The sequence below is a fragment of the Ottowia sp. genome (assembly GCF_035444425.1).
GTDB lineage: Bacteria > Pseudomonadota > Gammaproteobacteria > Burkholderiales > Burkholderiaceae_C > Ottowia.
In genome coordinates, this window is record NZ_DAOMOQ010000017.1 from 33,662 (window position 1) to 53,629 (window position 19,968).

The 19,968-nt window shown below is 70.2% G+C and carries 19 protein-coding genes; 7 read left to right on the forward strand and 12 right to left on the reverse strand.

Translation table 11 applies throughout. The features are described 5' to 3' along the window. Window positions 1–67 precede the first annotated feature (67 nt). Genes PK606_RS08645 through PK606_RS08675 form a run of 7 tightly spaced genes read right to left on the reverse strand, consistent with a single transcriptional unit; the run spans window position 68 to window position 5,233 of the window. Window positions 68–1,249 carry a DSD1 family PLP-dependent enzyme gene (locus tag PK606_RS08645; protein ID WP_324562826.1) on the reverse strand — a complete coding sequence of 394 codons (1,182 nt, stop codon included), beginning with the start codon at window positions 1,247–1,249 and terminating at the stop codon, window positions 68–70. Next, window positions 1,233–1,883, reverse strand: coding sequence for a histidine phosphatase family protein (locus PK606_RS08650; protein ID WP_324562829.1), 651 nt, complete (start codon window positions 1,881–1,883; stop codon window positions 1,233–1,235). The genes PK606_RS08645 and PK606_RS08650 overlap by 17 nt, the downstream gene beginning before the upstream one ends. Window positions 1,884–1,914: 31 nt before the next feature. Then, window positions 1,915–2,589 (reverse strand): hypothetical protein, encoded by a 675-nt coding sequence (locus tag PK606_RS08655; RefSeq protein ID WP_324562831.1) that lies wholly within the window; start codon window positions 2,587–2,589, stop codon window positions 1,915–1,917. Window positions 2,590–2,641: 52 nt separating this feature from the next. Beyond that, window positions 2,642–3,592: a tRNA 2-thiocytidine(32) synthetase TtcA gene (ttcA, locus tag PK606_RS08660; protein ID WP_324562834.1), complete on the reverse strand. Its 951-nt coding sequence runs from the start codon at window positions 3,590–3,592 to the stop codon at window positions 2,642–2,644. A gap of 41 nt (window positions 3,593–3,633) precedes the next feature. Continuing rightward, window positions 3,634–4,029 (reverse strand): dihydroneopterin aldolase, encoded by a 396-nt coding sequence (locus PK606_RS08665; protein ID WP_324562837.1) that lies wholly within the window; start codon window positions 4,027–4,029, stop codon window positions 3,634–3,636. Next, window positions 4,026–4,436, reverse strand: a complete 411-nt coding sequence (locus tag PK606_RS08670) for a dihydroneopterin aldolase (RefSeq protein WP_324562839.1) — start codon at window positions 4,434–4,436, stop codon at window positions 4,026–4,028. Before PK606_RS08670 ends, PK606_RS08665 begins: the two co-directional genes overlap by 4 nt. Continuing rightward, entirely contained in the window at window positions 4,433–5,233 is an 801-nt protein-coding gene (locus PK606_RS08675) for an SDR family oxidoreductase (RefSeq protein WP_324562842.1), read from the reverse strand. The genes PK606_RS08670 and PK606_RS08675 overlap by 4 nt, the downstream gene beginning before the upstream one ends. A gap of 271 nt (window positions 5,234–5,504) precedes the next feature. Here PK606_RS08675 and PK606_RS08680 point away from each other — a divergent pair, with 271 nt between their 5' ends. Continuing rightward, entirely contained in the window at window positions 5,505–6,590 is a 1,086-nt protein-coding gene (locus PK606_RS08680; RefSeq protein ID WP_324562891.1) for a class I SAM-dependent methyltransferase, read from the forward strand. Window positions 6,591–6,600: 10 nt separating this feature from the next. Continuing rightward, complete coding sequence (locus PK606_RS08685; protein WP_324562844.1) at window positions 6,601–6,804, forward strand: DUF2905 family protein; 204 nt, start codon at window positions 6,601–6,603, stop codon at window positions 6,802–6,804. A gap of 38 nt (window positions 6,805–6,842) precedes the next feature. Here PK606_RS08685 and fdhD read toward each other — a convergent pair whose 3' ends face one another. The 5 genes from fdhD to rodA form a co-directional block, all read right to left on the reverse strand. Then, window positions 6,843–7,736, reverse strand: coding sequence for a formate dehydrogenase accessory sulfurtransferase FdhD (gene fdhD, locus PK606_RS08690; RefSeq protein WP_324562846.1), 894 nt, complete (start codon window positions 7,734–7,736; stop codon window positions 6,843–6,845). Then, entirely contained in the window at window positions 7,733–10,519 is a 2,787-nt protein-coding gene (locus PK606_RS08695) for a molybdopterin-dependent oxidoreductase (RefSeq protein WP_324562848.1), read from the reverse strand. Before PK606_RS08695 ends, fdhD begins: the two co-directional genes overlap by 4 nt. A gap of 436 nt (window positions 10,520–10,955) precedes the next feature. Further along, complete coding sequence (locus PK606_RS08700) at window positions 10,956–12,623, reverse strand: phospholipase D family protein (protein ID WP_324562851.1); 1,668 nt, start codon at window positions 12,621–12,623, stop codon at window positions 10,956–10,958. Between the two features lie 145 nt (window positions 12,624–12,768). Then, the gene (locus PK606_RS08705; protein WP_324562853.1) at window positions 12,769–13,107 is read right to left on the reverse strand and encodes a YegP family protein; all 339 of its coding nucleotides are present in this window, start codon (window positions 13,105–13,107) and stop codon (window positions 12,769–12,771) included. 183 nt (window positions 13,108–13,290) lie between these two features. Next, window positions 13,291–14,445, reverse strand: a complete 1,155-nt coding sequence (rodA, locus tag PK606_RS08710) for a rod shape-determining protein RodA (RefSeq protein WP_324562855.1) — start codon at window positions 14,443–14,445, stop codon at window positions 13,291–13,293. Window positions 14,446–14,956: 511 nt separating this feature from the next. Here rodA and PK606_RS08715 point away from each other — a divergent pair. From PK606_RS08715 to ruvC, 5 genes are read left to right on the forward strand one after another with little or no spacing between them, the layout of a single operon-like run. Beyond that, on the forward strand, window positions 14,957–15,541 hold the full coding sequence (locus PK606_RS08715; protein WP_324562857.1) for a YqiA/YcfP family alpha/beta fold hydrolase: 585 nt from the start codon (window positions 14,957–14,959) through the stop codon (window positions 15,539–15,541). Window positions 15,542–15,592: 51 nt separating this feature from the next. Beyond that, window positions 15,593–17,668 (forward strand): ribonuclease catalytic domain-containing protein, encoded by a 2,076-nt coding sequence (locus PK606_RS08720; protein WP_324562860.1) that lies wholly within the window; start codon window positions 15,593–15,595, stop codon window positions 17,666–17,668. Beyond that, window positions 17,665–18,570: an energy transducer TonB gene (locus tag PK606_RS08725; protein ID WP_324562862.1), complete on the forward strand. Its 906-nt coding sequence runs from the start codon at window positions 17,665–17,667 to the stop codon at window positions 18,568–18,570. The genes PK606_RS08720 and PK606_RS08725 overlap by 4 nt, the downstream gene beginning before the upstream one ends. Then, window positions 18,570–19,295 (forward strand): monofunctional biosynthetic peptidoglycan transglycosylase, encoded by a 726-nt coding sequence (gene mtgA / locus PK606_RS08730; protein WP_324562864.1) that lies wholly within the window; start codon window positions 18,570–18,572, stop codon window positions 19,293–19,295. Before PK606_RS08725 ends, mtgA begins: the two co-directional genes overlap by 1 nt. 51 nt (window positions 19,296–19,346) lie before the next feature. Next, window positions 19,347–19,886, forward strand: a complete 540-nt coding sequence (ruvC, locus tag PK606_RS08735; protein WP_324562866.1) for a crossover junction endodeoxyribonuclease RuvC — start codon at window positions 19,347–19,349, stop codon at window positions 19,884–19,886. Window positions 19,887–19,968: the final 82 nt, after the last annotated feature.

A 19,968-nucleotide genomic window follows, 5' to 3' on the forward strand; every position in this document is an offset into this window, starting at 1 on the left:
TTTTTGCTACACGCAAAAGCAGGCGCAAGGGCCTGCAGCGGGTCGTGAGCAAACGCGAGGTGCCCGCTCACCAAGCGCCGCGCGCCTCCACCGGCACCACTGCCTCGACCACGCCATCCGCCAGCCCGCCGCGCACCGCAACGTACTGGTTGTGCAGGTTCACCGTCGGATCGCAATGGCCCGGGATCAGCCACACAGTGTCGCCCAGCGCCGGCAGCTTGCCGCCCTCATCACCCAGGCGCAGGACCCCGTGCTCGTCGCCGCCGTTGGCGAACTCCAGCGGCGCCTGGCCCGGCAGCACCCACACCTGCGGCAATCCGCTGTCGATCGCATGGCTCTTGTGCCCAGCGTCGCACACCGCGTGATCGGCGCCGGCGCTGATCACCTGCGACTTGACGAACAGCGCCGGCTCGAAGCACGGCTGCGAGGTGTCCCATTGGTTGCGCCGGTAGTCGGCGTCCATGAACAGGAAGCTGCCGGGCTGGATTTCGCCCCACAGGCCGCTGGCGGCTTCCAGCGTGAAGCTGCCGGTGCCGGCGCCGGTGACGAGCGGCGGCGCCAGGCCGGCCGCGTCCAGTTGCCGGCGCGTGTCGGCCAGCAGAGTAACCGATCGGCCGATCGCGGCTTGCCGTTCGGCCGGGGTGCGCAGATGCTGGGCGCCGCCGTGGTAGGCCTGCAAGCCGGCGTAGCGCAGGCGCGGCGCAAGCACGGCCAGTTCGCGCGCCAGCTGCACGGTCGGTGCGCCCGGCGCCACGCCACAGCGGCCCTGGCCGATGTTGACCTCGATGAAGACGTCGATGACCCCATCGATCGCGTCCGCGTCCTGCTGCATCGCCTGCGCCAGCCGCTCGATGCCGACGGCGCTGTCGACCGCGATGGCGAGCTGCCCGCCACGCGCCTTCAGCTGCCGGGCCAGCGCGGCAACCCGGCGCAGCTTGGCGGCACCGAGGATCTCGTTGCTGATGAACACGTCGTCGATGCCCCCGGCGGCCAGCGCCTCGGCTTCGGCCACGGTCTGCACGCACAGGCCGACCGCACCGGCCTGCACCTGCATGCGCCCGAACCAGGCGCTCTTGTGCATCTTGCCGTGCGGGCGCAGGCGCACGCCGCGCGCGGCGGCGAACTCGCTCATGCGGCGCAGGTTGCGCTCGGCAGCGTCCAGATCGACCACCAGCGCGGGCGTGTCGATCGCCTCCACGCCCCGTCCGAGCAGGGCGTGCCGATCCGCGGGCTCAGGCGACGCGCTCATCCAGCGCCTCGTCCTCCAGATGCATGGTGTCGGCCCAGCCGACTAGGCTGAAGCCGCTGTCGGGCGTCCACAGCAGGCGGTTCACCGCCGTGTTGCCGATCTGCCAGGTGCGCGGACTCTGCAACTCGAGGCCGGTGGCGGCACGGTACAGCACGTCCAGCACGCCGCCGTGGGTGAACAGCGCGATCGACTGACCGATGTGGCGCGCGGCCAGCGCCTCGGCGGTCGTCAGCACGCGCTGGCGGAATCGCAGCAGCGACTCGCCACCGTCGCCCGGCGGTGTCCACGCCGGCTCGCGGCGGCGCCAGCGCTCGGCCAGTGCCGGATCGGCGGCGCTGACCTCGGTGAACTTGCGACCCTGCAGCGCGCCGAAGCAGCGCTCACGCAGGCCGGTGCGAGTCTCGAGCGACGCGCCGGTGGTTTCGGCCACCGCGCGTGCGGTGGCCAGCGCGCGCGACAGGTCGCTGCTGTAGATGGCCTCGATCGGCTCGCGCCCGGCCAGCACCCGCGCCAGCCGCCGCGCCTGCTCGCGGCCGGTGGTGTTGAGCGGGATGTCGAGATGGCCCTGAACGCGCGTGTCCACGTTCCAGGCGGTTTCGCCGTGCCGGATGGCCAGGATGCGGGTCGGCTCCATGGGGCCGATCATGCCATGCAGGCGTGACGCGTCAGCGCACCGGCGGCGCCTGCACCGGCGCCGGTGCGTTGGGCGCAGCGGCCGGCGCAGGCGGCAGCAGCGGCACCGCCACGCGCCGCACCCCCTGCGCCGGCTGCGGATAGCCTTCCAGCGCAGCCACGAACAGCGCCGCCAGCACGTTCTCGGTGTCGTGCCAGGGGCCGTCATGACGCGCCCGGGTGTCGTAGACGATCTGGCCGGTGGACAGATCACGCATCAGCAGGCTGACCTCGCTGACGTAGGCAGGGGTCGACGGATCCCACATCGGCCAGCCGAAGCCCAGCCCCAGGCCGCCGCCGTGCCAGCCGCGCCCGACACCGACGCTGAGCGCCACGCGCGGGTTGCTCATGCCCCCGTACGGCAGGCCCGATTCGTCGATCCAGTAGGCGTTGACGTAGCCGCCCACCTGCACGCTGACGCGGGGGCGCACGTCGTCGCGCACGGCGCCGACACGCGCCAGCGCCGCCTGCGCCATGGCTTCGAGCTTCTCCGGCGCCGGCTGGCCGGCGACCAACTGGCCGCGCTCGAAACGGTAGTGCGCGCCCTGCAGCACCGCGTTGCCCGGCGGCTGCGCGGCGCTGGTGCGCACATCGGCACCAACCGTGCGCGGACCGGCGGCGCAGGCCACCAGCACGCCGGTCATCAAGACCAGGCTGATTCGCGCCATCCAATTCATCTGCGTACCTCTACGGCTCGGTTGCACACACTGGTTCAACGCATCAGGAGCCAACCAGGGGGACGCCCGCGAACGGCCGACCCACGGGTTCAGCGAAGCTCTCCTCGTCGAAAGCCTTGTCGCCATCCGGATCGAACACGCCGGTCGCCTTCAGGTTTCGGAAATCGTGCAAGGTTCCGTCCATCAGGTGCGAGGGCACGACGTTCTGCAGTGCGGTCGTCATGTTCTCGATACGGCCGGGGAAGCGCTTCTGCCAGTCGCGCAGCATGTCGCCGATCTGCTTGCGCTGCAGGTTCTCCTGGCTGCCGCACAGGTTGCACGGAATGATCGGGAAAGCACGGTGCTCGGCCCAGGCGACCAGGTCGCGCTCATCCACGTAGGCCAGCGGGCGGATCACGATGAATTCGCCGTTGTCGCTGGTCAGCTTGGGCGGCATGCCCTTGAGCTTGCCGCCGAAGAACATGTTGAGGAAGAAGGTCTGCAGCAGGTCGTCGCGGTGGTGCCCCAGCGCGATCTTGTTGCATTTCAGCCGCCGCGCCACGCTGTACAGGATGCCGCGGCGCAGGCGCGAGCACAGGCTGCAGGTGGTCTTGCCCTCGGGAATCTTGGCCTTGACGATGCTGTAGGTGTCCTGCGTCTCGATGTGGTGCTCAATGCCCAGCGATTGCAGGTAGCCCGGCAGCACCTCGGCCGGGAAGCCGGGCTGCTTCTGGTCCAAGTTCACCGCCACCAGCTCGAACGGCACCGGCGCGCGCGCCTGCAGCTTCATCAGCACGTCGAGCAGGCCGTAGCTGTCCTTGCCGCCCGACAGGCAGACCATCACGCGGTCGCCGGCCTCGATCATGTTGAAGTCGGCAATCGCCTGGCCGACCTGGCGGCACAGGCGCTTTTCCAGCTTGAGCGCCTCGCGCTCGGCCCTGGTGCGGGCTGCCGGGCCGGTCTCAGGCGCCGGCGGCTGGTCAAGTGTGGGGGCGTGCTGCATGGCTTCGATCATGCGGCGATTTTCCTATGGATGCCCAGCCACCGCTGGGCGGCTCACCAGCGCCCCGCCTCCATCCGGATCGCCACCTCGCAGTCATCGAAGATCTCCAGCTTGGTGATCTTCACCCGCACGCCCTGCACGCCGGGCAGCAGCAGCAGGCGCGCGCACAGCTTGCCGACCAGGCTTTCCAGCAGGTTGACGTGGCGCGCGGTGCATTCGTCGATGATGATCTGGCGCACCTTGCGGTAGTCGAGCACGTGCAGGATATGGTCGTCGCGGGGGCTGAGCGGCTGCACGCCCAGGTTCAGCTCGGCGTCGACCTCGATCGGCTGCGGTCCGCCCTTCTCGTGGTCGAGGATGCCCAGGTTGGCGGCAAAGCGCAGGCCGGTCAGGGTCAGGCTTTGCGCACCCAGATCAGGCGCGGCAGCGGGCGTGGTGTTCGGGTTCATGCGGAGGAAGGCAGCGCGTCCTTGGCGCGGAATACCTGCACGCCGACCTCGGCGCAGTCGGGGTAGACGTCGGGCTTGGCGGTGCTGACCTCGACCGCGGCGACCTGCGGGTGCGCCAGCAGGCGCTCGGCCAGGGCGTCGCACAGCGTCTCCTGCAGCTCGAAGCGGCGGCTGGAAACCAGCTCGCGCACCACCTCGCGCACGTAGTCGTAGTCGACCACCTCGGCCAGCCGGTCCTGGCGCGGTGTCGAATGCGCGTAGGGCACGTACAGGCTGACGTCGATGAAGACGCGCTGCGCCGCGCCCTTCTCGAAGTCGTGCACGCCGATCTCGGCCATCACCTCGTGCCGGCGCAGGAACAGCCGGCGGCAATGCAGCCGCAGGAACTCGCTCGGCATCGGATTCATGCCGCCTCCCCGGTGCCCGGATGCGGCGGCAGGAACATCACGTCGCAGGCCAGCGGCACCAGGTGCTGGCCGTTGTCGACGCTGAGCGTGGTGCCGGTGATGGCGTCGTTGCCGGCCAGGAACACCGCCGCCTGCGCCACGCGCGCCGGTTCGATCGGCCGCGTGAGCAGATTGACGTGGCCGGCAGCGGCGAAGTTTTCCGGCGTCTGCGGGCCGCTCAGGTACATCAGGCCGGGCGCCAGGCCGACCACGCGCAGCCCCGGCGCCAGCGCCTGCGCCTGCAGCGCGACAGCGCGCTCCAGCGCCAGCTTGGTCACGGTGTAGGAGAAGTAGTCCGGGTTCAGGTTGAACACCTTCTGGTCCAGCACGTGGATGGCGCAGGCGTCATCGCCCCGGCCGCCGGCGGCGCGCGCCCGCGCCAGCAGGCCGGCCAGCTGCAGCGGCGCCGCCAGGTTGACCTGCAGCAGGCCGGTCAGCAACTCGGGCGTGAGGCGGGTCTGCGCATCGCTGTCGGGCTCGAACTGTGACGCGTTGTTGACCAGCGCGTCGGGCGCCCGGCCGATCGCCGCCAGCACCTCGTCGAACAGGCGCGCCACCGCGCCGGACTGGCCCAGGTCGGCCTGTACCGCATGCGCCTGCCGGCTCAGGGCGCGCACGTCGGCGCAGGTCTGCGCGGCCTCGGTCGCCGAGTGACGGTAGTGGCAGACCACGTCCCAGCCGGCACGCGCAAAGGCAAGGCAGAACTCGCGGCCGAGCCGCGCCGCGCCGCCGGTGACCAGCACCCAGCGTGCGCTCATGCCCCTGCTCCAGGGTCGGCCGACCACTGGGCGGCGCGTGCACCGGGCAGGATCGGGCGGCGGGGATCAGGCACGTTCAGATGGCAGCGGCATGCGAAGCCTCGGATTATGCGCAAGGCCGTGAGCGCACCGGGGCAACAGCCGGCAGCAGCCCGATTGCAGTGACAATGCGGCGGTGCCCACCACGCCACCCGCCACCGCCCCAGGCCTGCCCGGCCTGATCACCCAGGCCATCGATGCCGCGGGGGGCTGGCTGCCGTTCGACCACTTCATGCAGCTGGCGCTGTACGCGCCCGGCCTGGGCTATTACGCCAACGCCTCGCGCAAGTTCGGCGCCCTGCCGGCCTCGGGCAGCGACTTCATCACCGCGCCCGAGTTGTCGCCACTGTTCGGCCAGGCGCTGGCCGAACAGATCGCCGACAGCCTGGCTGCCACCGGCACCGACGAGGTTTGGGAATTCGGCGCCGGCTCGGGCGCGCTGGCCGAGCAGATCATCAGCGCACTGGATGCGCGCGGCACGCGGCTGCGCCGCTACACCATCGTCGACGTGTCGGGCGCACTGCGCCAGCGCCAGCAGCAACGGCTGGCGACCTGCGCACCGCGCGTGGCCTGGGCCGACGCCCTGCCCGACGCCTTGCGCGGCGTGGTGATCGGCAATGAGGTGCTGGACGCCATGCCGGTGACGCTGCTGGCGCGCATCGGCGGCAAGTGGCACGAGCGCGGGGTGGCGGTGGCGTCGGCCGTCCCGCGCTTCAGCCCTCTCCCCACAGAGGCGAGGGTGTTCCAGGGTGACGCCGGCATGGCGCCGTGCGGCTTCGCCTGGGCCGATCGCCCGACCGATCTGCGCCCGCCGGTGGAAATCGAAGGCCAGCACGACTACCTGACCGAAATCCACCCGCAGCAGCGCGCGTTCATTGTCACGCTGGCCGAGAAGCTGGCGCGCGGCGGCGCCGGCGCAGCCTTCTTCATCGACTACGGCTTTCCCGAGGCCGAGTACTATCACCCGCAGCGCCACGCCGGTACGCTGGTGTGCCACCGCGCCCACCAGGTCGACGACGATCCCCTGCGCGATGTCGGCCTGAAGGACATCACCGCCCACGTCGATTTCACCGACGTCGCGGTGGCGGCGCAGGATGCCGGGCTGGAGGTGCTGGGCTACACCTCGCAGGCGCGCTTCCTGCTCAACTGCGGCATCGCCGAACGCATGGAGCAGGCCGACTTGCCGGCGCGCGCCAACGCCATGAAGCTGCTGGCCGAGCACGAGATGGGCGAGCTGTTCAAGGTCATCGGCCTGGCCACGCCCGGGCACGGCCCGGCGCGCGGTTTCGCGGCCGGCGACCGGACTCACCGGCTGTGAGGAACGCGACGTGATCCGCTGGATGATCGTCATCTTCCTGGCGCTGCTGCTGATCAACTGGTTCTCGCCGCTGCTCGGCAAGCTCGGCCTGGGCCGCCTGCCGGGCGATTTCCGCTTCCGCCTGTTCGGGCGCGAATGGTCGATCCCGCTCACCAGCACGATGCTGCTGAGCGCGGTCGCCAGCGTGATTGCGCGCTGGCTGGGTGGCGGCTGAAGGGGGTCACAGCGGCGCCGGTCAGCGGCCACCGCGCGTCACGTCTGCTCGGCGCAATCGCCGGCTGCACAGGGCCACGGCGCGGCGGCGGGGCCAGTGATCCGCTGGCCGTGGGTGTAGACGACCAGGCGGTCGCCCCGGGCAAAGCCGATCAGCGTCACGCCGAGCGCACGCGCCCGACGCACCGCCAGCCCGGTCGGCGCTCCGCGTGCCACCACCACACCGATGCCGACCGCCGCCGCCTTCTGCACCATTTCGAGGCTGGCGCGGCAGGTCAGCAGCAAGGCGCCAGGTGCCGGGTCGATACATGCGCGGGTCAGCGCGCCGATCAGCTTGTCGAGCGCGTTGTGGCGGCCGACATCCTCGCGCACCCAGGTGGGCGCCGTGCCGTGCTGCGCCAGCCAGGCAGCGGCGTGCGTCGCGCCAGTCAGCGTCCGCAGCGGCTGCCCCTCATCCAGCATCGCCATCGCGCCAACCAGCTGGCGCAGCTCGAAGCGGACTGCCACATCGACTACCGGCAGTTCGCGCTGCACCTGCTCGAGCTGCTCCAACCCGCACAGCCCGCAGCCGCTGCGGCCTTCCAGGCCACGGCGGCGCGCCTTCAGGCCCTGCAGCCGCTCGGGCGGCACCTGCAGCACGATGTACACGCCCTGCTCGGTGGGCTCGACGTGCAGCGCCTGCAACTCCGCCGCATCGCCGATGACGCCCTCGCTCAGGCTGAAGCCGACGGCGAAGTCCTCCAGCTCGGTCGGGCTGGCCAGCATGACCGCATAGGGCAGGTCGTTGTATTGCAGCGCCACCGGCACTTCCTCGGCCACCCAGTCGAGCATCTGCTCGTCGATGCCTTTACCCAGGCAGCGCACCGGCATGGGGCTGGCCGCGGCCAGTGGCTCGTCCACGGCCGTGCCGGCCAGCGGTTCGGTGGCGCTCATCGGCGCGCGGCCTTCGGCGCACGCGCCTGCTCGTGCGGCGCCAGCGGCCCGCGGACCTTGCGCAGCCGCACGCGCACGATGTCGGCACCGGAGCCGGTGGCGTCAGTCAGGTCGAGCGACTGGTCGGACATCGGCGTCACCGAATTGAGCGACGGGAAGTTCAGGTCCTTGGCGTAGGGCGTCTTCCAGTGCTCGAACTGGCCCGGAATCACCAGCGTGTCGGGCCGGCAGCCCTGCACCGGCTCGGCGCGCCCGCGCGTGATGCCGGTGGTCGACTCGACCTCGACCCAGTCGCCATCCGCGATTCCCATGCGCTCGGCCACGCCGGCGTTCATGATCACCCGGCCGTGGCCGCGCACGTTGGCGCCGACCTCGTTCATGAGCTGGATCGACACGTTGGCGCCGGCGCTGTAGGCCATGATCTTGGTGGTCAGGCCCCAGAACGGATAGTCGTCGGGGTTGCGCCCGGCGGCGGTGACCGCGCGCGTCCAGATGCCGGGAAAGTCGTGCCACTGCGGCAGCGCCGTGTATTCGGCCAATTGCTTGTCCCACCAGGCGATGCCCTGCTCGTGCAGTCGCGCCTTCAGCTCCTGGCCGATGCGCAGCAGCCGCTCCTGATACGGCAGCTCGTAGCGCAGGCCCAGCTCTTCCAGCGTCGGCGTCAGGTACCAGTCGACGCGGGTGAACGGCTGCACGTAGAAGCCGTGCTGCTTCATCCAGTCCAGGCCGTGGACATCGGCGCCGCCGCTCATCTCGGCCGTGGCGGCCTTGCACACGGCGTCCCAGATGGCGTCGACCTCGGGCACCTCGTCGGCCGGCAGCGAGTAGTCATAGCCCTCGCCGGCCAGCGGCGCCAGCAGCGCGCCGCGGTTGATGCGCGCGACGTAGCGCTCGAGCAGTCCGGTGCGGCGCGCCAGCTCGGTGGCGATCCAGCTGAAGTCGCGCGTGTCGCCGCGCGGCTCGATGGCCGGCTGGCGCAGCACCACGCCGCGGTAGTCCCAGGCCTGCTCGACGAACTTGGTGCCGCCGCAGCGGATCAGCTGCGTGCTCTCCAGGTCGGTCGCCTCGGGCAGCAGGATGTCGGCCATGTGGTTGGTCTCGTCCATGGTGTAGGCGAAGGCCACGATGAAGGGCATGCGCGCCATCGTTTCAGCCTGCATCGGGTTCTGCCAGAACGAGATCGCCGGGTTGGTGCGGTAGGCGAACCACAGCTCGGGCATGCTCATGGTGCGCCAGCCGGGCGGCGCCTTGCGCATGAAGGTCCAGGCCAGGTGGGTCGGGCCCAGGGCCTGGCTCCAGGGCGAGTTGCCGACGTGCGGTACCAGCGTGCTGTGCGCGTTGCGCCCGGTCGGTTCGGCCGCCCAGGCACCGCGCCGGGTCGGGTTGAAGCTGCAGTTCATGAAGCCGTCCTCGCCGGGCATCACGCTCAGCAGGCGGTTCTCGTGCGGCTTGTTCAGGCGCACCGTCGAGCCCAGGGTGCCGCCGGGCACCTCCAGCGCACCGACCAGCGCCGCCAGCACCGTGCGCGCCCAGCAGCATTCGAAGGCACCCCAGCCGTTGTTGACGGTCTTGCCCAGCGTCACCGCGACCGGGCGGAACGGCAGCATGCGGCCATCGATCTCGATAGTCTCGCCGATGCAGGCGTGGCCCAGGTAGTCCAGCGCCACGCGGCGGATGGTCGCCGCCGGCACGTCGCAGATCCCGGCCGCCCACTCGGGCGAGAACTGGCGCATGCCCTCGACGGTCATGTCGTGCGCGGTGCGCGCCGCCACCTGCTGGTACGAGGCGACCTCGCCGTCCGCGCGGTGGGTGACGGCCTCGGCCAGCGTCCAGCTGCCGCTGAGCGCGGGCACCGCAGCCGGCGTGTCGAAGGGCACGGCGCGCCCGCTGGCGCTGTCCCACAGCAGCGGCTTGCCGCTGGCCACGTCGCGCAGGTAATAGCCGTCGGGCCCGACCAGGTACGGCGCCGCGGTGCGGTCGCGCAGGAACGGCACGTCCAGCCGTTCCAGCTCGACCTCGCACACCAGCACGTGCACCATGGCCAGCATGAAGGCCGGATCGGTCTTGGGCTTGATCGGCACCCACTCGGCCGAGGTGGCGCCAGTGATCGACAGATGCGGCTCGACGCTGACGCGGTGGATGCCGCGCACCCGGGCATCGGCATGCCGGCGCACCGCGCAGACACCGCCCGAGACGTCGACGTTGGCACCGAACGACACCACGTAGTTGGTGCGCGGCGTGTCGGCGCAGACGGTGAAGCCACGGTGCCAGAACTCGCCGTACAGGTGCTCCGAGTGCACGCACTTGACGCCCTGGCCCGAGCCCAGGCTGTAGTCGATCGGCCCCCAGGCACCCAGGAAGGCCGGAAAGCTGCCCATGTAGCTGGCCGGCGTGCCGCCATGGCCGAAGGTCGCGGCCACGCGCGGCAGGTTCTGCTCGTCGAGCAGGCCGCGCGCACGGATGTCGTTGAGCCGGCCGCAGATGGTGTCCAGCGCCTCGTCCCAGGAGATCGGCACGAAGCCGGGGTCCTCGTCGCGCCCCTTGTTCGGGTTGGTGCGCTTCATCGGGCTGAGCACCCGGTGCGGGTTGTAGGTCTTCTGGATCAAGCCGTAGGCGCGCACGCACGGACGGCCGTCGCCCGGGTGGATGCCGACGCCGTCGGTGTTGGGTTCGATCTCGGTGGCGACGCCCTCCACCACCTTGACGCGCAGCAGGTCGGGGCCGGCGACGCACTGGTAGCAGTAGGTGGGGACGCTGTGGCTGGGCGCTGCGGCGCTGGTCACGGACGGGCTCCAGAAGCGGGCGCCGGCCTGGCGGCATGCAAGCAGGTGTTCATGGGGAAAGCTCCTTCAGTCGATCGATGAATGCGCGCCCGGCCGGCTGGCAGGTACCGCCGCCTCACCGGCGCCGCGCCGGAATGCTTGGTCGGAGTGAGACAGGCAAAACATCGCAATGCCGTACCCGAATGCCGATTAACGCTGTTGACAAGAAAACCGGCTTGGGGCCGGCTTGGAATCAAAATTACGGATCGGATGAAAGCGTAGCAGGAACCTTCGGTTTTAGGAATATGAAGGCGGCTGCATAACCACCTGCCAGCGGACGCGAGGTGCTCGCCACACAGCCATCCGCGGGTGCGGAGATGGTGCTGACCGAAGTGGCATCACGCCGGTGGCGATCAAGAACGCAGCAGACAGATCCGGCCGACGCGCGGGGTCGGCGTCACAGCATCTCGTCCGGCGCCAGGGGCCCCAGGATGTTCAGGATCAGACGCAGACCCAGGCTGGCATCGGGCTCGTCCTGCGCGTCGTCGAATTCGGCGCCGGGCGGAGCACGCCACAGCAGCCGACCTTCGGGAGTCAGCTCGAGGCGCCAGACGCTGTCGTCGAGCGCATCCTCCAGTTCGGCGGCGGCCTGACGCGACAGCGTGCGGCTGCGGATCACCAGCGCCACCTCGGTGTTCTGCAGCTTGGAACGCAGATCGAGGTTCATCGAGCCGATGCTGATCACGCGCCCGTCGATGATGAGCATCTTCGAATGCAGGCTGGCCTTGGAGCCGCCGGCGCCGGAGCCGAACACGGTTCGGTCTAGGTGCACGCTGTGTTGCGCACGCATCTCGTACAGCTCGACGCCGAGGTGGACCAGCTGCTTGCGGTAGCGCGCATAGCCGACGTGGGCCAGCGGCGCGTCGTTGGACGCCAGCGAGTTGGTCAGCACGCGCAGGCGCACGCCGCGCCGGCGCAGTTCGGCGAACACCTGCATCATGCGCGGGCCGGGCACGAAGTAGGGCGAGACGATCAGGGCGTCGGCGCGCGCCTGCTGCAGCAGCGACAGCATGCCGTCGACCACGGTGTCCTCGGTATGGGCGTCGTTCAGCTCGGGCACCAGCTTGGAGGGCTCGTCCACCAGCAGCGCCGCGGACGCCCAGATCAGCGGCAGCTGCGCCAGCTCGAGCGCGGCCGGCAATGCCGGTGGCGGCTTGTCGGCGCCATTGGCTGGCGCGGCCTCGTCGACCGCCATGCGCGCCGCCGCGGCGTTGGTCTGCACCGGCTCGGCACCGGCGCCGTTGGCGCCGCCGTCGACGCTCGCCCGCAGCGCGCGCAGCTCGGCCGGCGTGACCAGCGACTGCACCGGATAGGCCAGCGGATTGTTCCAGTAGCGGTCGAAGCTGGCCGACATGGCCTGCACCACCGGGCCCACCGCCAGCACGTCCATGTCGATGAAGTTGCTGCCGTCGGCAGTGCCGAAGTAGGCATCGCCCAGGTTGCGCCCGCCGGTGATGCCCCAGGCGTTGTCGGCGATGTAGAGCTTGTTGTGCATGCGGTGCTGCATGCGCTGGAAGTCGTGCAGCGAGCCGAGCGCGCGCAGCATGCCGGCGCCGCGCCCGCCCGGCAGCGGGTTGAACATGCGCATCTCGACGCCGGGCAGGAAGGCCATGCCCATCACCAGCGCATCCTGGCCGGTGCTGTGGAAGTCGTCCAGCAGGATGCGCACCCGCACGCCGCGCGCGGCGGCGGCGCGCACCTCGCGCAGCAGTTCGGCGGTGCTGGCGTCGGCGTGGATGGCGTAGTACTGGATGTCGAGCGTGCGGCTGGCCTGTCGGGTCAGCGCCAGGCGGCTCGAATAAGCCATGTTGGCCGAATCGATCAGCGCGAAGCCCGAATCGCGCTCGCGCGCCGATGGCGGGCGCCGCTGCGCCGCCAGCCGGCCCAGCGGCGTGGCGGTCGGCTCGGCCAGCGCCTGCGACACCGGGCGCTCGACATCCTTGGGCAGGCTGCCGCAGCCCGCCAGGCCCAGCGCCAGCATCGCGCCCAGCCACAGTGCCAGCACAGCGCGTCGCCAGCGCGCAGCGGGTGCGCGGGCAAGGCCGGCGGGCTTCGGTGTGAACATGGACAAGGCGCCTGGTGGCCATCCATGCTAGATGATCGCCCGGCCCGCGCCTGTCGGACGACGGCGCGCCCGCACGCCGTCGCCAGACATGAAAAAGGCCGCCCGCGGGCGGCCTGGCGTCAATGCGTCGCCGGCTGTATCCGGCTCAGGCGGCAGTCTGGTCGTCCACGCTGGCGCCCGGCGCGTTCTCGATGCAGGCGGCAACGCCGGCATCGCGCGTGGCCTCATTGGCGTACATCTGGCTCTGGCCGATCACCTGGCCATTGGTCGCCTTCAGGGTGAAATAGGGCGATCCGTCCTTGGCCACCAGCTTGTCGTAACGGGCGCTGTCGGCGCCGTTCTTCTTCACCGACTCGATGCCGTTGACCGCGCTGGCCTTGGCTTCGTACATCTCGCTGCTGAGGATCACCTGGCCATTGCTGGCGAGCAGGTTGAAAAAGAACTTGTCGTTCTTGGACTTCTTGAGTTCGAACTTGCCGGCCATGAAATCTCCTGTTGCGGTTGCGGTTGCGAATGCGGATGCGCCAGGGCACGCCTGGCTGGCGCGGATTGTGGCCTGTCGCGGCGGGCTTTTCAACCGTCGGCGCCGGCGGCATGTCCTGGGCCGCCCGGACGTGACATACCGCACACGGCTGTGGCGCGCCCGCGGCAGACCGGGCACGGATCGTCAGCTCTTCATCAGGCGCTTCGATTTGGCGATCGACATCAGCATGCCGAGCGCCAGCCCCAGCATGACCATGGCGGTGCCGCCGTAGCTGATGAAGGGCAGCGGCACGCCGACCACCGGCAGGATGCCGCTGACCATGCTCATGTTGACGAAGGCGTAGGTGAAGAAGATGGTGCCCAGCGCCCCGGCCAGCAGGCGCGCGAACAGCGTCGGCGCCTCGGCGGCGATGGCCAGGCTGCGGAACACCAGGAAGATGAAGCCGGCGATCAGCGCCAGGTTGCCGACCAGCCCGAACTCCTCGGAAAAGGCGGCGAAGATGAAGTCGGTGGTGCGCTCTGGGATGAATTCCAGGTGGGTCTGCGTGCCCTGCATGAAGCCCTTGCCCCATAGCCCGCCGGAGCCGATCGCGATCATGCCCTGCAAGGTGTGGAAACCGCGGCCGAGCGGGTCGCGCGTCGGATCGAGCAGGGTGCAAACACGCTGGCGCTGGTACTCGTGCAGCACGCGCCAGTCGACGCCGTCGGCGCACAACTGCGGCTCAAAAGCGATCAGCAGCACGATGCCAATGGCGCCGAGTACGAAGGGCGGCAGCACCAGCTTCCACGACAGGCCGGCAAAGAAGATCACCGCCAGCCCGGCGGCCAGCACCAGCACGGCGGTGCCGAGATCGGGTTGCTGAACGATCAGCCCCACCGGCAGCGCCAGCAGCACGAAGGCAACCGCGAAGTCGAAGGTCCTGGTCTGGCCCTCGCGCCGATGGAACCACCAGGCCAGCATCATCGGCGTGGCGATCTTCAGCACCTCGCTCGGCTGGATCACCACGCCGACATCGATCCAGCGCTGAGCGCCTTTCTTGGTGATGCCGAACAGCGCCACCGCCACCAGCAGCGCCACCCCCACGGCGTACAGCGGCACTGCCAGGCTGAGCAAGCGCTGCGGCGAGATCTGCGCCGTCACGAACAGCACGCCGGCCGCGATCAGCATGTTGCGGCCATGGTCGACGAAGCGCGTGCCATGGTCGAAGCCCGACGAATACATGGCCAGCAGGCCGCCGGCGGCCAGCAGCAGCACCGCCAGCAGCAGCAGCAGGTCGAACCCCGTCAGCAGCGGCCAGATGCGCTGCCACAGTGGGGGTTTCTCGAACACGATGGCCATCAATAATTATCCCCCGTGATCGAGCTCCCCCCTGAGTCGCTCACGCGCCTTCCCCCTGCGGGGGACAACGCTGGTGGTCGGGGAAACCCCGACCACGGCGTTCTCGTATGGCCTGCTCCGCGGCCCTTTCTGCGCTTGCTGCGCAGCGTACAGGAACTCCCTCAGCCGAGCGCAGCGATGGTCCGTGTCGACTTCCAATCCCCTCTGGCCGTGCCGAGAAGCGCAGGGCGTGGGCGGGCATGGGCTGCACAGCAAGCCCATGCTTCGTGATCTGACTCGCTGCGGCTGTCCGAGCGGAGCGGCGCAGCCGCGCAGTGAGTTTCGCAGCGCCGCCCCATGCCCGAGCATCGCAGGCTGCCCCGGAGCGAAGCGCAGGGGACACGGCCAGTGGGGTCGCCTTTTTCTTTGGTTACTTTCTTTTTGGCGACGCAAAAAGAAAGTAACTGCGCCGCCGGGCGCACATCCCGGCCAGCAACGCATCCGACACAGCCCCCCACTACCATCGCAACAAATGAGCACCACCCACCTCCTCTATCTCCACGGCTTCCGCTCCTCCCCCCAATCGACCAAGGCCCGGAAGATGGCCGCCCGCGTGCAGGCCGAGCACCCCACGGTCACCTGGTGGTGCCCCCAACTGCCCCCCTCGCCGCGCGAGGCCATGGCACTGATCGAAGAAGGCACCGCCGACTGGCCACACGAGCACATGGCCGTGGTCGGCTCCTCGCTCGGCGGCTTCTATGCCGCCACCGTGGCCCAGCAGCGCGGCTGCCGTGCGGTGCTGCTGAACCCAGCCGTCGACCCGGCGCGCGACCTGGCGGCACACATCGGCGAGCAGACCGCCTGGCACTCGCCCGAAGAGCGCTTCTTCTTCCGCGCCGAATACATCGACGAGCTGCGCGCGCTCGAATCGGGGCCACTCAGGCACCCGCACAACTTCTTCGCCGTCATCGCCAAGGGCGACGAACTGCTCGACTGGCGCGAGATGAGCGCACGCTACGCCGGTGCGCAGATCCGGCTGCTGGAGGGCAGCGACCACGCGCTGTCCGACTTCGACCAGCACATCGACGCCGTGCTGGTCTTTCTCGACCTGGCCTGACGGCGCCGCACCCGGTCCGGCACGACGGAGGATGGGACAATCCCGATCCTCATGCATGTACTGTTCGACGAGGCCGGCAAATTTCTCGCCGGCCGCATTCTTTCCGAGGCCGAAGCCTCGGCCCAGGTGGAACTGGACTCCGGCAAGCGGGTCAAGGTCAAGTCCGCCAACCAGTTGCTGCGCTTCGACAAGCCGGCGCCGGGCGAGCTGCTGACGCAGGCCGCCGCGCTGGCCGCCGAGGTCGAGTTGCCGCTGGCCTGGGAATTCGCGCCCGAGGATGAGTTCGGCTTCGCCGAGCTGGCGGCCGAGTATTTCGGCGGCACGCCGGGCGTGCTGGAGCAGGCCGCCATGCTGCAGGCGCTGCACGAGGCGCCGCACTACTTCCGCCGCGCCGGCAAGGGGCGCTTCCGCAAGGCGCCGGCCGACATCGTCGCGCAGGCGCTGGCAGCGATCGAGAAGAAGAAGCAGGTCACCGCGCAGATCAAGGCCTGGGCCGAGGAGCTGGCCGCAGGCCAGTGCCCGGCGCCGATCCGCGAGCAGCTCTACAGGATCCTGTTCCGGCCCGACAAGAACGCGCCCGAATACAAGGCCGTGGTCGAGGCCAGCCGCGCCGCCCAACTGGCGCCGCTGGCACTGCTGCGGCGCGCCGGCGCCATCGAATCGGCCTATCAGTTCCACTGGCAGCGCTTCCTGTTCGAGAACTTTCCCAAGGGCACGGGCTTCCCGTCGCTGCAGGCGCCGGCCATCACCGAGGAGCTGCCGCTGGCCGAGGTGCAGGCCTACTCGATCGACGACTCATCCACTACCGAGATCGACGACGCGCTGTCGCTGCAGGGTCTGGGCAGCGGCACCGTGGTGCTCGGCATCCACATCGCGGCGCCGGGGCTGGCGATCCAGCCGGGCGACGCGCTGGATGCGGTCGGCCGCGCACGCCTGTCCACCGTCTACATGCCGGGCTGCAAGATCACCATGCTGCCCGACGAGGTGGTCGATGCCTACACGCTGAGCGAAGGCCGGCCGGTGCCGGCGGTATCGCTCTACGTCACGCTGGATGAGATCACCCTGGCGATCCAGGGCAGCGAGACCCGGCTGGAGCGCGTGCCGATCGCCGCCAACCTGCGCCACGACCAGCTCGACCACCTGATCACCACCGACTGGCTGGACGCGCCGCCGGTCGAGGGCGGCGACGAGGCCTCGGCCGCGCTGCCGATCGGGCGCGACCAGCTCGGTTTCCTGTACCGGCTGGCGCAGCAGCTGAAGGCGCAGCGCGAGCAGGTGCGCGGCAGACCCGAGACCTTCACGCGGCCGGACTACAGCTTCAGGCTGACGGGTCAGGAAGGCCAGCTCCCCACCGGCGACGAGCAGGTGCAGATCACCACACGCCAGCGCGGCGCGCCGCTGGACCTGATCGTGTCCGAACTGATGATCCTGGCCAACAGCACCTGGGGCCAGTGGCTGGCCAACCTGGGCGTGCCGGCGATCTACCGCAGCCAGGCCAGCCTGCTTCCGGGCATCAAGGTGCGCATGGGCGCGCGCCCGCTGCCGCACGCCGGCCTGGGCGTGCCGAGCTACGCCTGGAGCACCTCGCCGCTGCGCCGCTACGTCGACCTGGTCAACCAGTGGCAGATCATCGCCGCCGCGCGCCACGGCCCGGCCGCCGCGCTGGCGGCGCCGTTCAAGCCCAAGGACGCGCAGCTGTTCGCCGTCATCAGCGCCTTCGACGCCGCCTACAGCGCCTACAACGCGCACCAGGCCAGCATGGAACGCTACTGGACGCTGCGGTACCTGCGCCAGCACGGCATCGGCGAGCTCACCGCCAGCCTGGTCAAGGAGCAGTCCGGCGGCGCCTGGCTGGTACGCGCCGACGAGCTGCCGCTGATGTTCACCGTCATGGGTGCGCAGGCGCTGCCGCGCGGCACCCGGGTACGCGTCAAGCTGGGCGCCATCGACGACATCGCGCTCGACGTGCATGGCACGGTGACCGAGGTCCTGGGCGCTGACATCGCCGCCGCGGCACCCGCCGATGATGAGGACGAGGACGACACGCCCGAGGCCGGGCCGATCGCGATCGCGGTCGACGTGAACGAGGCCGACGCGGCCGGCGGCGCCGATAATCCGGCCTCGTGAGGCCCCGCTTTCCCGCACCCGGACGCTTGAGCACGCTGCAATGGGCGCTGCTGGCGTCGGCGCTGCTGCACGGCGTGCTGCTGAGCGTGCGGCTGGTTGACAGCGAAGGCTTCAGACGCGCGTTCGCGCGCACCACGCTGGACGTGGTGCTGGTCAACGCGCGCTCGGATGAAAAGCCCGAGCAGGCGCAGGCGATCGCCCAGGCCGACCTGGCCGGCGGCGGCGAAGCCGGCGACCGGCGCCTGGCCAGCACGCCGCTGCCGCCGCACCCGCAGGCTCTGCCGGGCGACGACGCCGCCAGCGAGCACCAGCGCCGCATCGCCGCCATGCTGACGCAGCAGGAGGAGCTGCTGACCCAGGTGCGCAAGCAGCTGCACAGCGCGCCGGCCATCGAGCCGCGCCCGCCGAGCGACGACACCGAGGCGCAGGCCGAGGAAGAGCGCCGCCTGCAGCTGTCGAAGCTGCTGGCCGCGATCGAGCGCCGGGTCGAGGAATCCAACGCTCAGCCGCGCAAGCGCTACCTCAGCCCGGCCACGCTGGGCGCCACCTACGCGCCCTACTACGACGACATGCGGCGCAGGATCGAGGCGCGCGGCACCCGGCACTTCCCCGAGGCGGGCGGCCGCAAGCTGTACGGCGAGCTGCTGATGGCACTGCTGGTCAACCACGACGGGCGCATCATCGACGCCCGCGTGGTGCAGGGTTCGGGCAACCGCGCGCTGGATCGGCAGGCCGAGGCGATCGCCCGCGCCGCCGCGCCGTTCGGGCGTTTCAGCGCCGCCATGCGGCGCGACACCGACCAGTTCGACGTCACCGCACGCTTTCGCTTCACGCGCGAACAGACGCTGGAAACCAGCCTGCAGACGGGCCAGGGCAGGCCGGGCAGCCAGGGGGCGCGCTGATGCGCCTGCTGGGCCGTTGGCTGCTGCTGTCGCTCGCGGCCCTGCTGGTGCTGCAGCTGTTCTTCATCGGCCGCATCGCGGCGATGGCACTGCTGGATCCGCAATCGACCAGCTTCCAGCGCTCCGAGGCCTGGCGGCTGGCCAGCAGCGGGCAGCTGCGCTGGCGCCAGGACTGGCGCGACTACGACCAAATCGCCGACCACCTCAAGCGCGCCGTGATCGCCGCCGAGGACGATGGTTTCGTCACTCACGAAGGCGTCGACTGGGAAGCCATCGACAAGGCCTGGGAGCGCAACACCCAGGCCGAGCAGGTGGCGGCCGAGCGTGCGGCGCAGAACCGGCCGGCGCGGCCGCTGCGCATCCTGGGCGGCTCGACCATCACCCAGCAACTGGCCAAGAACCTGCTGCTGTCGGGCGAGCGTACGCTGCTGCGCAAGGGCCAGGAACTGGTGCTGGCCTATGCGCTCGAGCACCTCTTGTCCAAGCGCCGCATCCTGGAGATCTACCTCAACAGCGTCGAGTGGGGCGAGGGCGTGTTCGGCGCCGAGGCCGCGGCACGGCACTACTTCAAGAAGAGTGCGGCCGAACTCAATGCCTGGGAGTCGGCGCGGCTGGCGGTGATGCTGCCCAGGCCGCGCTACTTCGAGAAACTGCCGCGTTCGCGCTACCTGAACCACCGCACCAACACCATCGTGAGGTACATGCGGCAGGTCGAGTTGCCGTGAGGCCGTACCGAACAGCCGTACCCGGCACCCCGGTTCAATAAACTCGGCACCATGCGAATCCTCGGCATCGACCCCGGCCTGCGCACCACCGGCTTCGGCGTGCTCGACGCCGAGGGCGCGCAGCTGCGCTACGTCGCCAGCGGCGTGATCCAGACCGCGTCGGCCGAGCTGGGCGATTTGCCGGCGCGGTTGAAGATCCTGTTCGACGGCATCCGCGAACTGCAGAGCCGCTATCAGCCCGAGGTGGCGGTGGTCGAGATCGTGTTCGTCAACGTCAACCCGCAGGCCACGCTGCTGCTGGGCCAGGCGCGCGGCGCCTGCGTCACGGCGCTGGTGTCCTGCGAGCTGCCGGTGGCCGAGTACACCGCCCTGCAGATGAAGCAGGCCGTGGCCGGCCACGGCAAGGCCGCCAAGGCGCAGGTGCAGGCCATGGTGCAGCGCCTGCTGCAATTGCCGGCTGTGCCGCGCGCCGACGCCGCCGACGCGCTCGGCCTGGCGATCACCCACGCGCACGCCGGTCGCACGGTCGATCGGCTGCGCGCCGCCGGGCTGACGCGCACCACGGCCAGCATGTACCGGCGCGGGCGCTGACCGCCCGCGCCGCGTCAGAACATCCGATCGACGATCAGCACGGCGAAGAAGCCGAACGCCGCCAGCAGGGTCCACTTGAGGA

Coding starts and splice junctions, on each gene's coding strand:
- PK606_RS08645 (WP_324562826.1), bottom strand. CDS start 1,249: ATGAGCGCGTCGCCTGAGCCCGCGGATCGGCACGCCCTGCTCGGACGG.
- PK606_RS08650 (WP_324562829.1), bottom strand. CDS start 1,883: ATGGAGCCGACCCGCATCCTGGCCATCCGGCACGGCGAAACCGCCTGG.
- PK606_RS08655 (WP_324562831.1), bottom strand. CDS start 2,589: ATGGCGCGAATCAGCCTGGTCTTGATGACCGGCGTGCTGGTGGCCTGC.
- ttcA (WP_324562834.1), bottom strand. CDS start 3,592: ATGATCGAAGCCATGCAGCACGCCCCCACACTTGACCAGCCGCCGGCG.
- PK606_RS08665 (WP_324562837.1), bottom strand. CDS start 4,029: ATGAACCCGAACACCACGCCCGCTGCCGCGCCTGATCTGGGTGCGCAA.
- PK606_RS08670 (WP_324562839.1), bottom strand. CDS start 4,436: ATGAATCCGATGCCGAGCGAGTTCCTGCGGCTGCATTGCCGCCGGCTG.
- PK606_RS08675 (WP_324562842.1), bottom strand. CDS start 5,233: ATGAGCGCACGCTGGGTGCTGGTCACCGGCGGCGCGGCGCGGCTCGGC.
- PK606_RS08680 (WP_324562891.1), top strand. CDS start 5,505: ATGCAGCTGGCGCTGTACGCGCCCGGCCTGGGCTATTACGCCAACGCC.
- fdhD (WP_324562846.1), bottom strand. CDS start 7,736: ATGAGCGCCACCGAACCGCTGGCCGGCACGGCCGTGGACGAGCCACTG.
- PK606_RS08700 (WP_324562851.1), bottom strand. CDS start 12,623: ATGTTCACACCGAAGCCCGCCGGCCTTGCCCGCGCACCCGCTGCGCGC.
- PK606_RS08705 (WP_324562853.1), bottom strand. CDS start 13,107: ATGGCCGGCAAGTTCGAACTCAAGAAGTCCAAGAACGACAAGTTCTTT.
- rodA (WP_324562855.1), bottom strand. CDS start 14,445: ATGGCCATCGTGTTCGAGAAACCCCCACTGTGGCAGCGCATCTGGCCG.
- PK606_RS08715 (WP_324562857.1), top strand. CDS start 14,957: ATGAGCACCACCCACCTCCTCTATCTCCACGGCTTCCGCTCCTCCCCC.
- PK606_RS08720 (WP_324562860.1), top strand. CDS start 15,593: ATGCATGTACTGTTCGACGAGGCCGGCAAATTTCTCGCCGGCCGCATT.
- mtgA (WP_324562864.1), top strand. CDS start 18,570: ATGCGCCTGCTGGGCCGTTGGCTGCTGCTGTCGCTCGCGGCCCTGCTG.
- ruvC (WP_324562866.1), top strand. CDS start 19,347: ATGCGAATCCTCGGCATCGACCCCGGCCTGCGCACCACCGGCTTCGGC.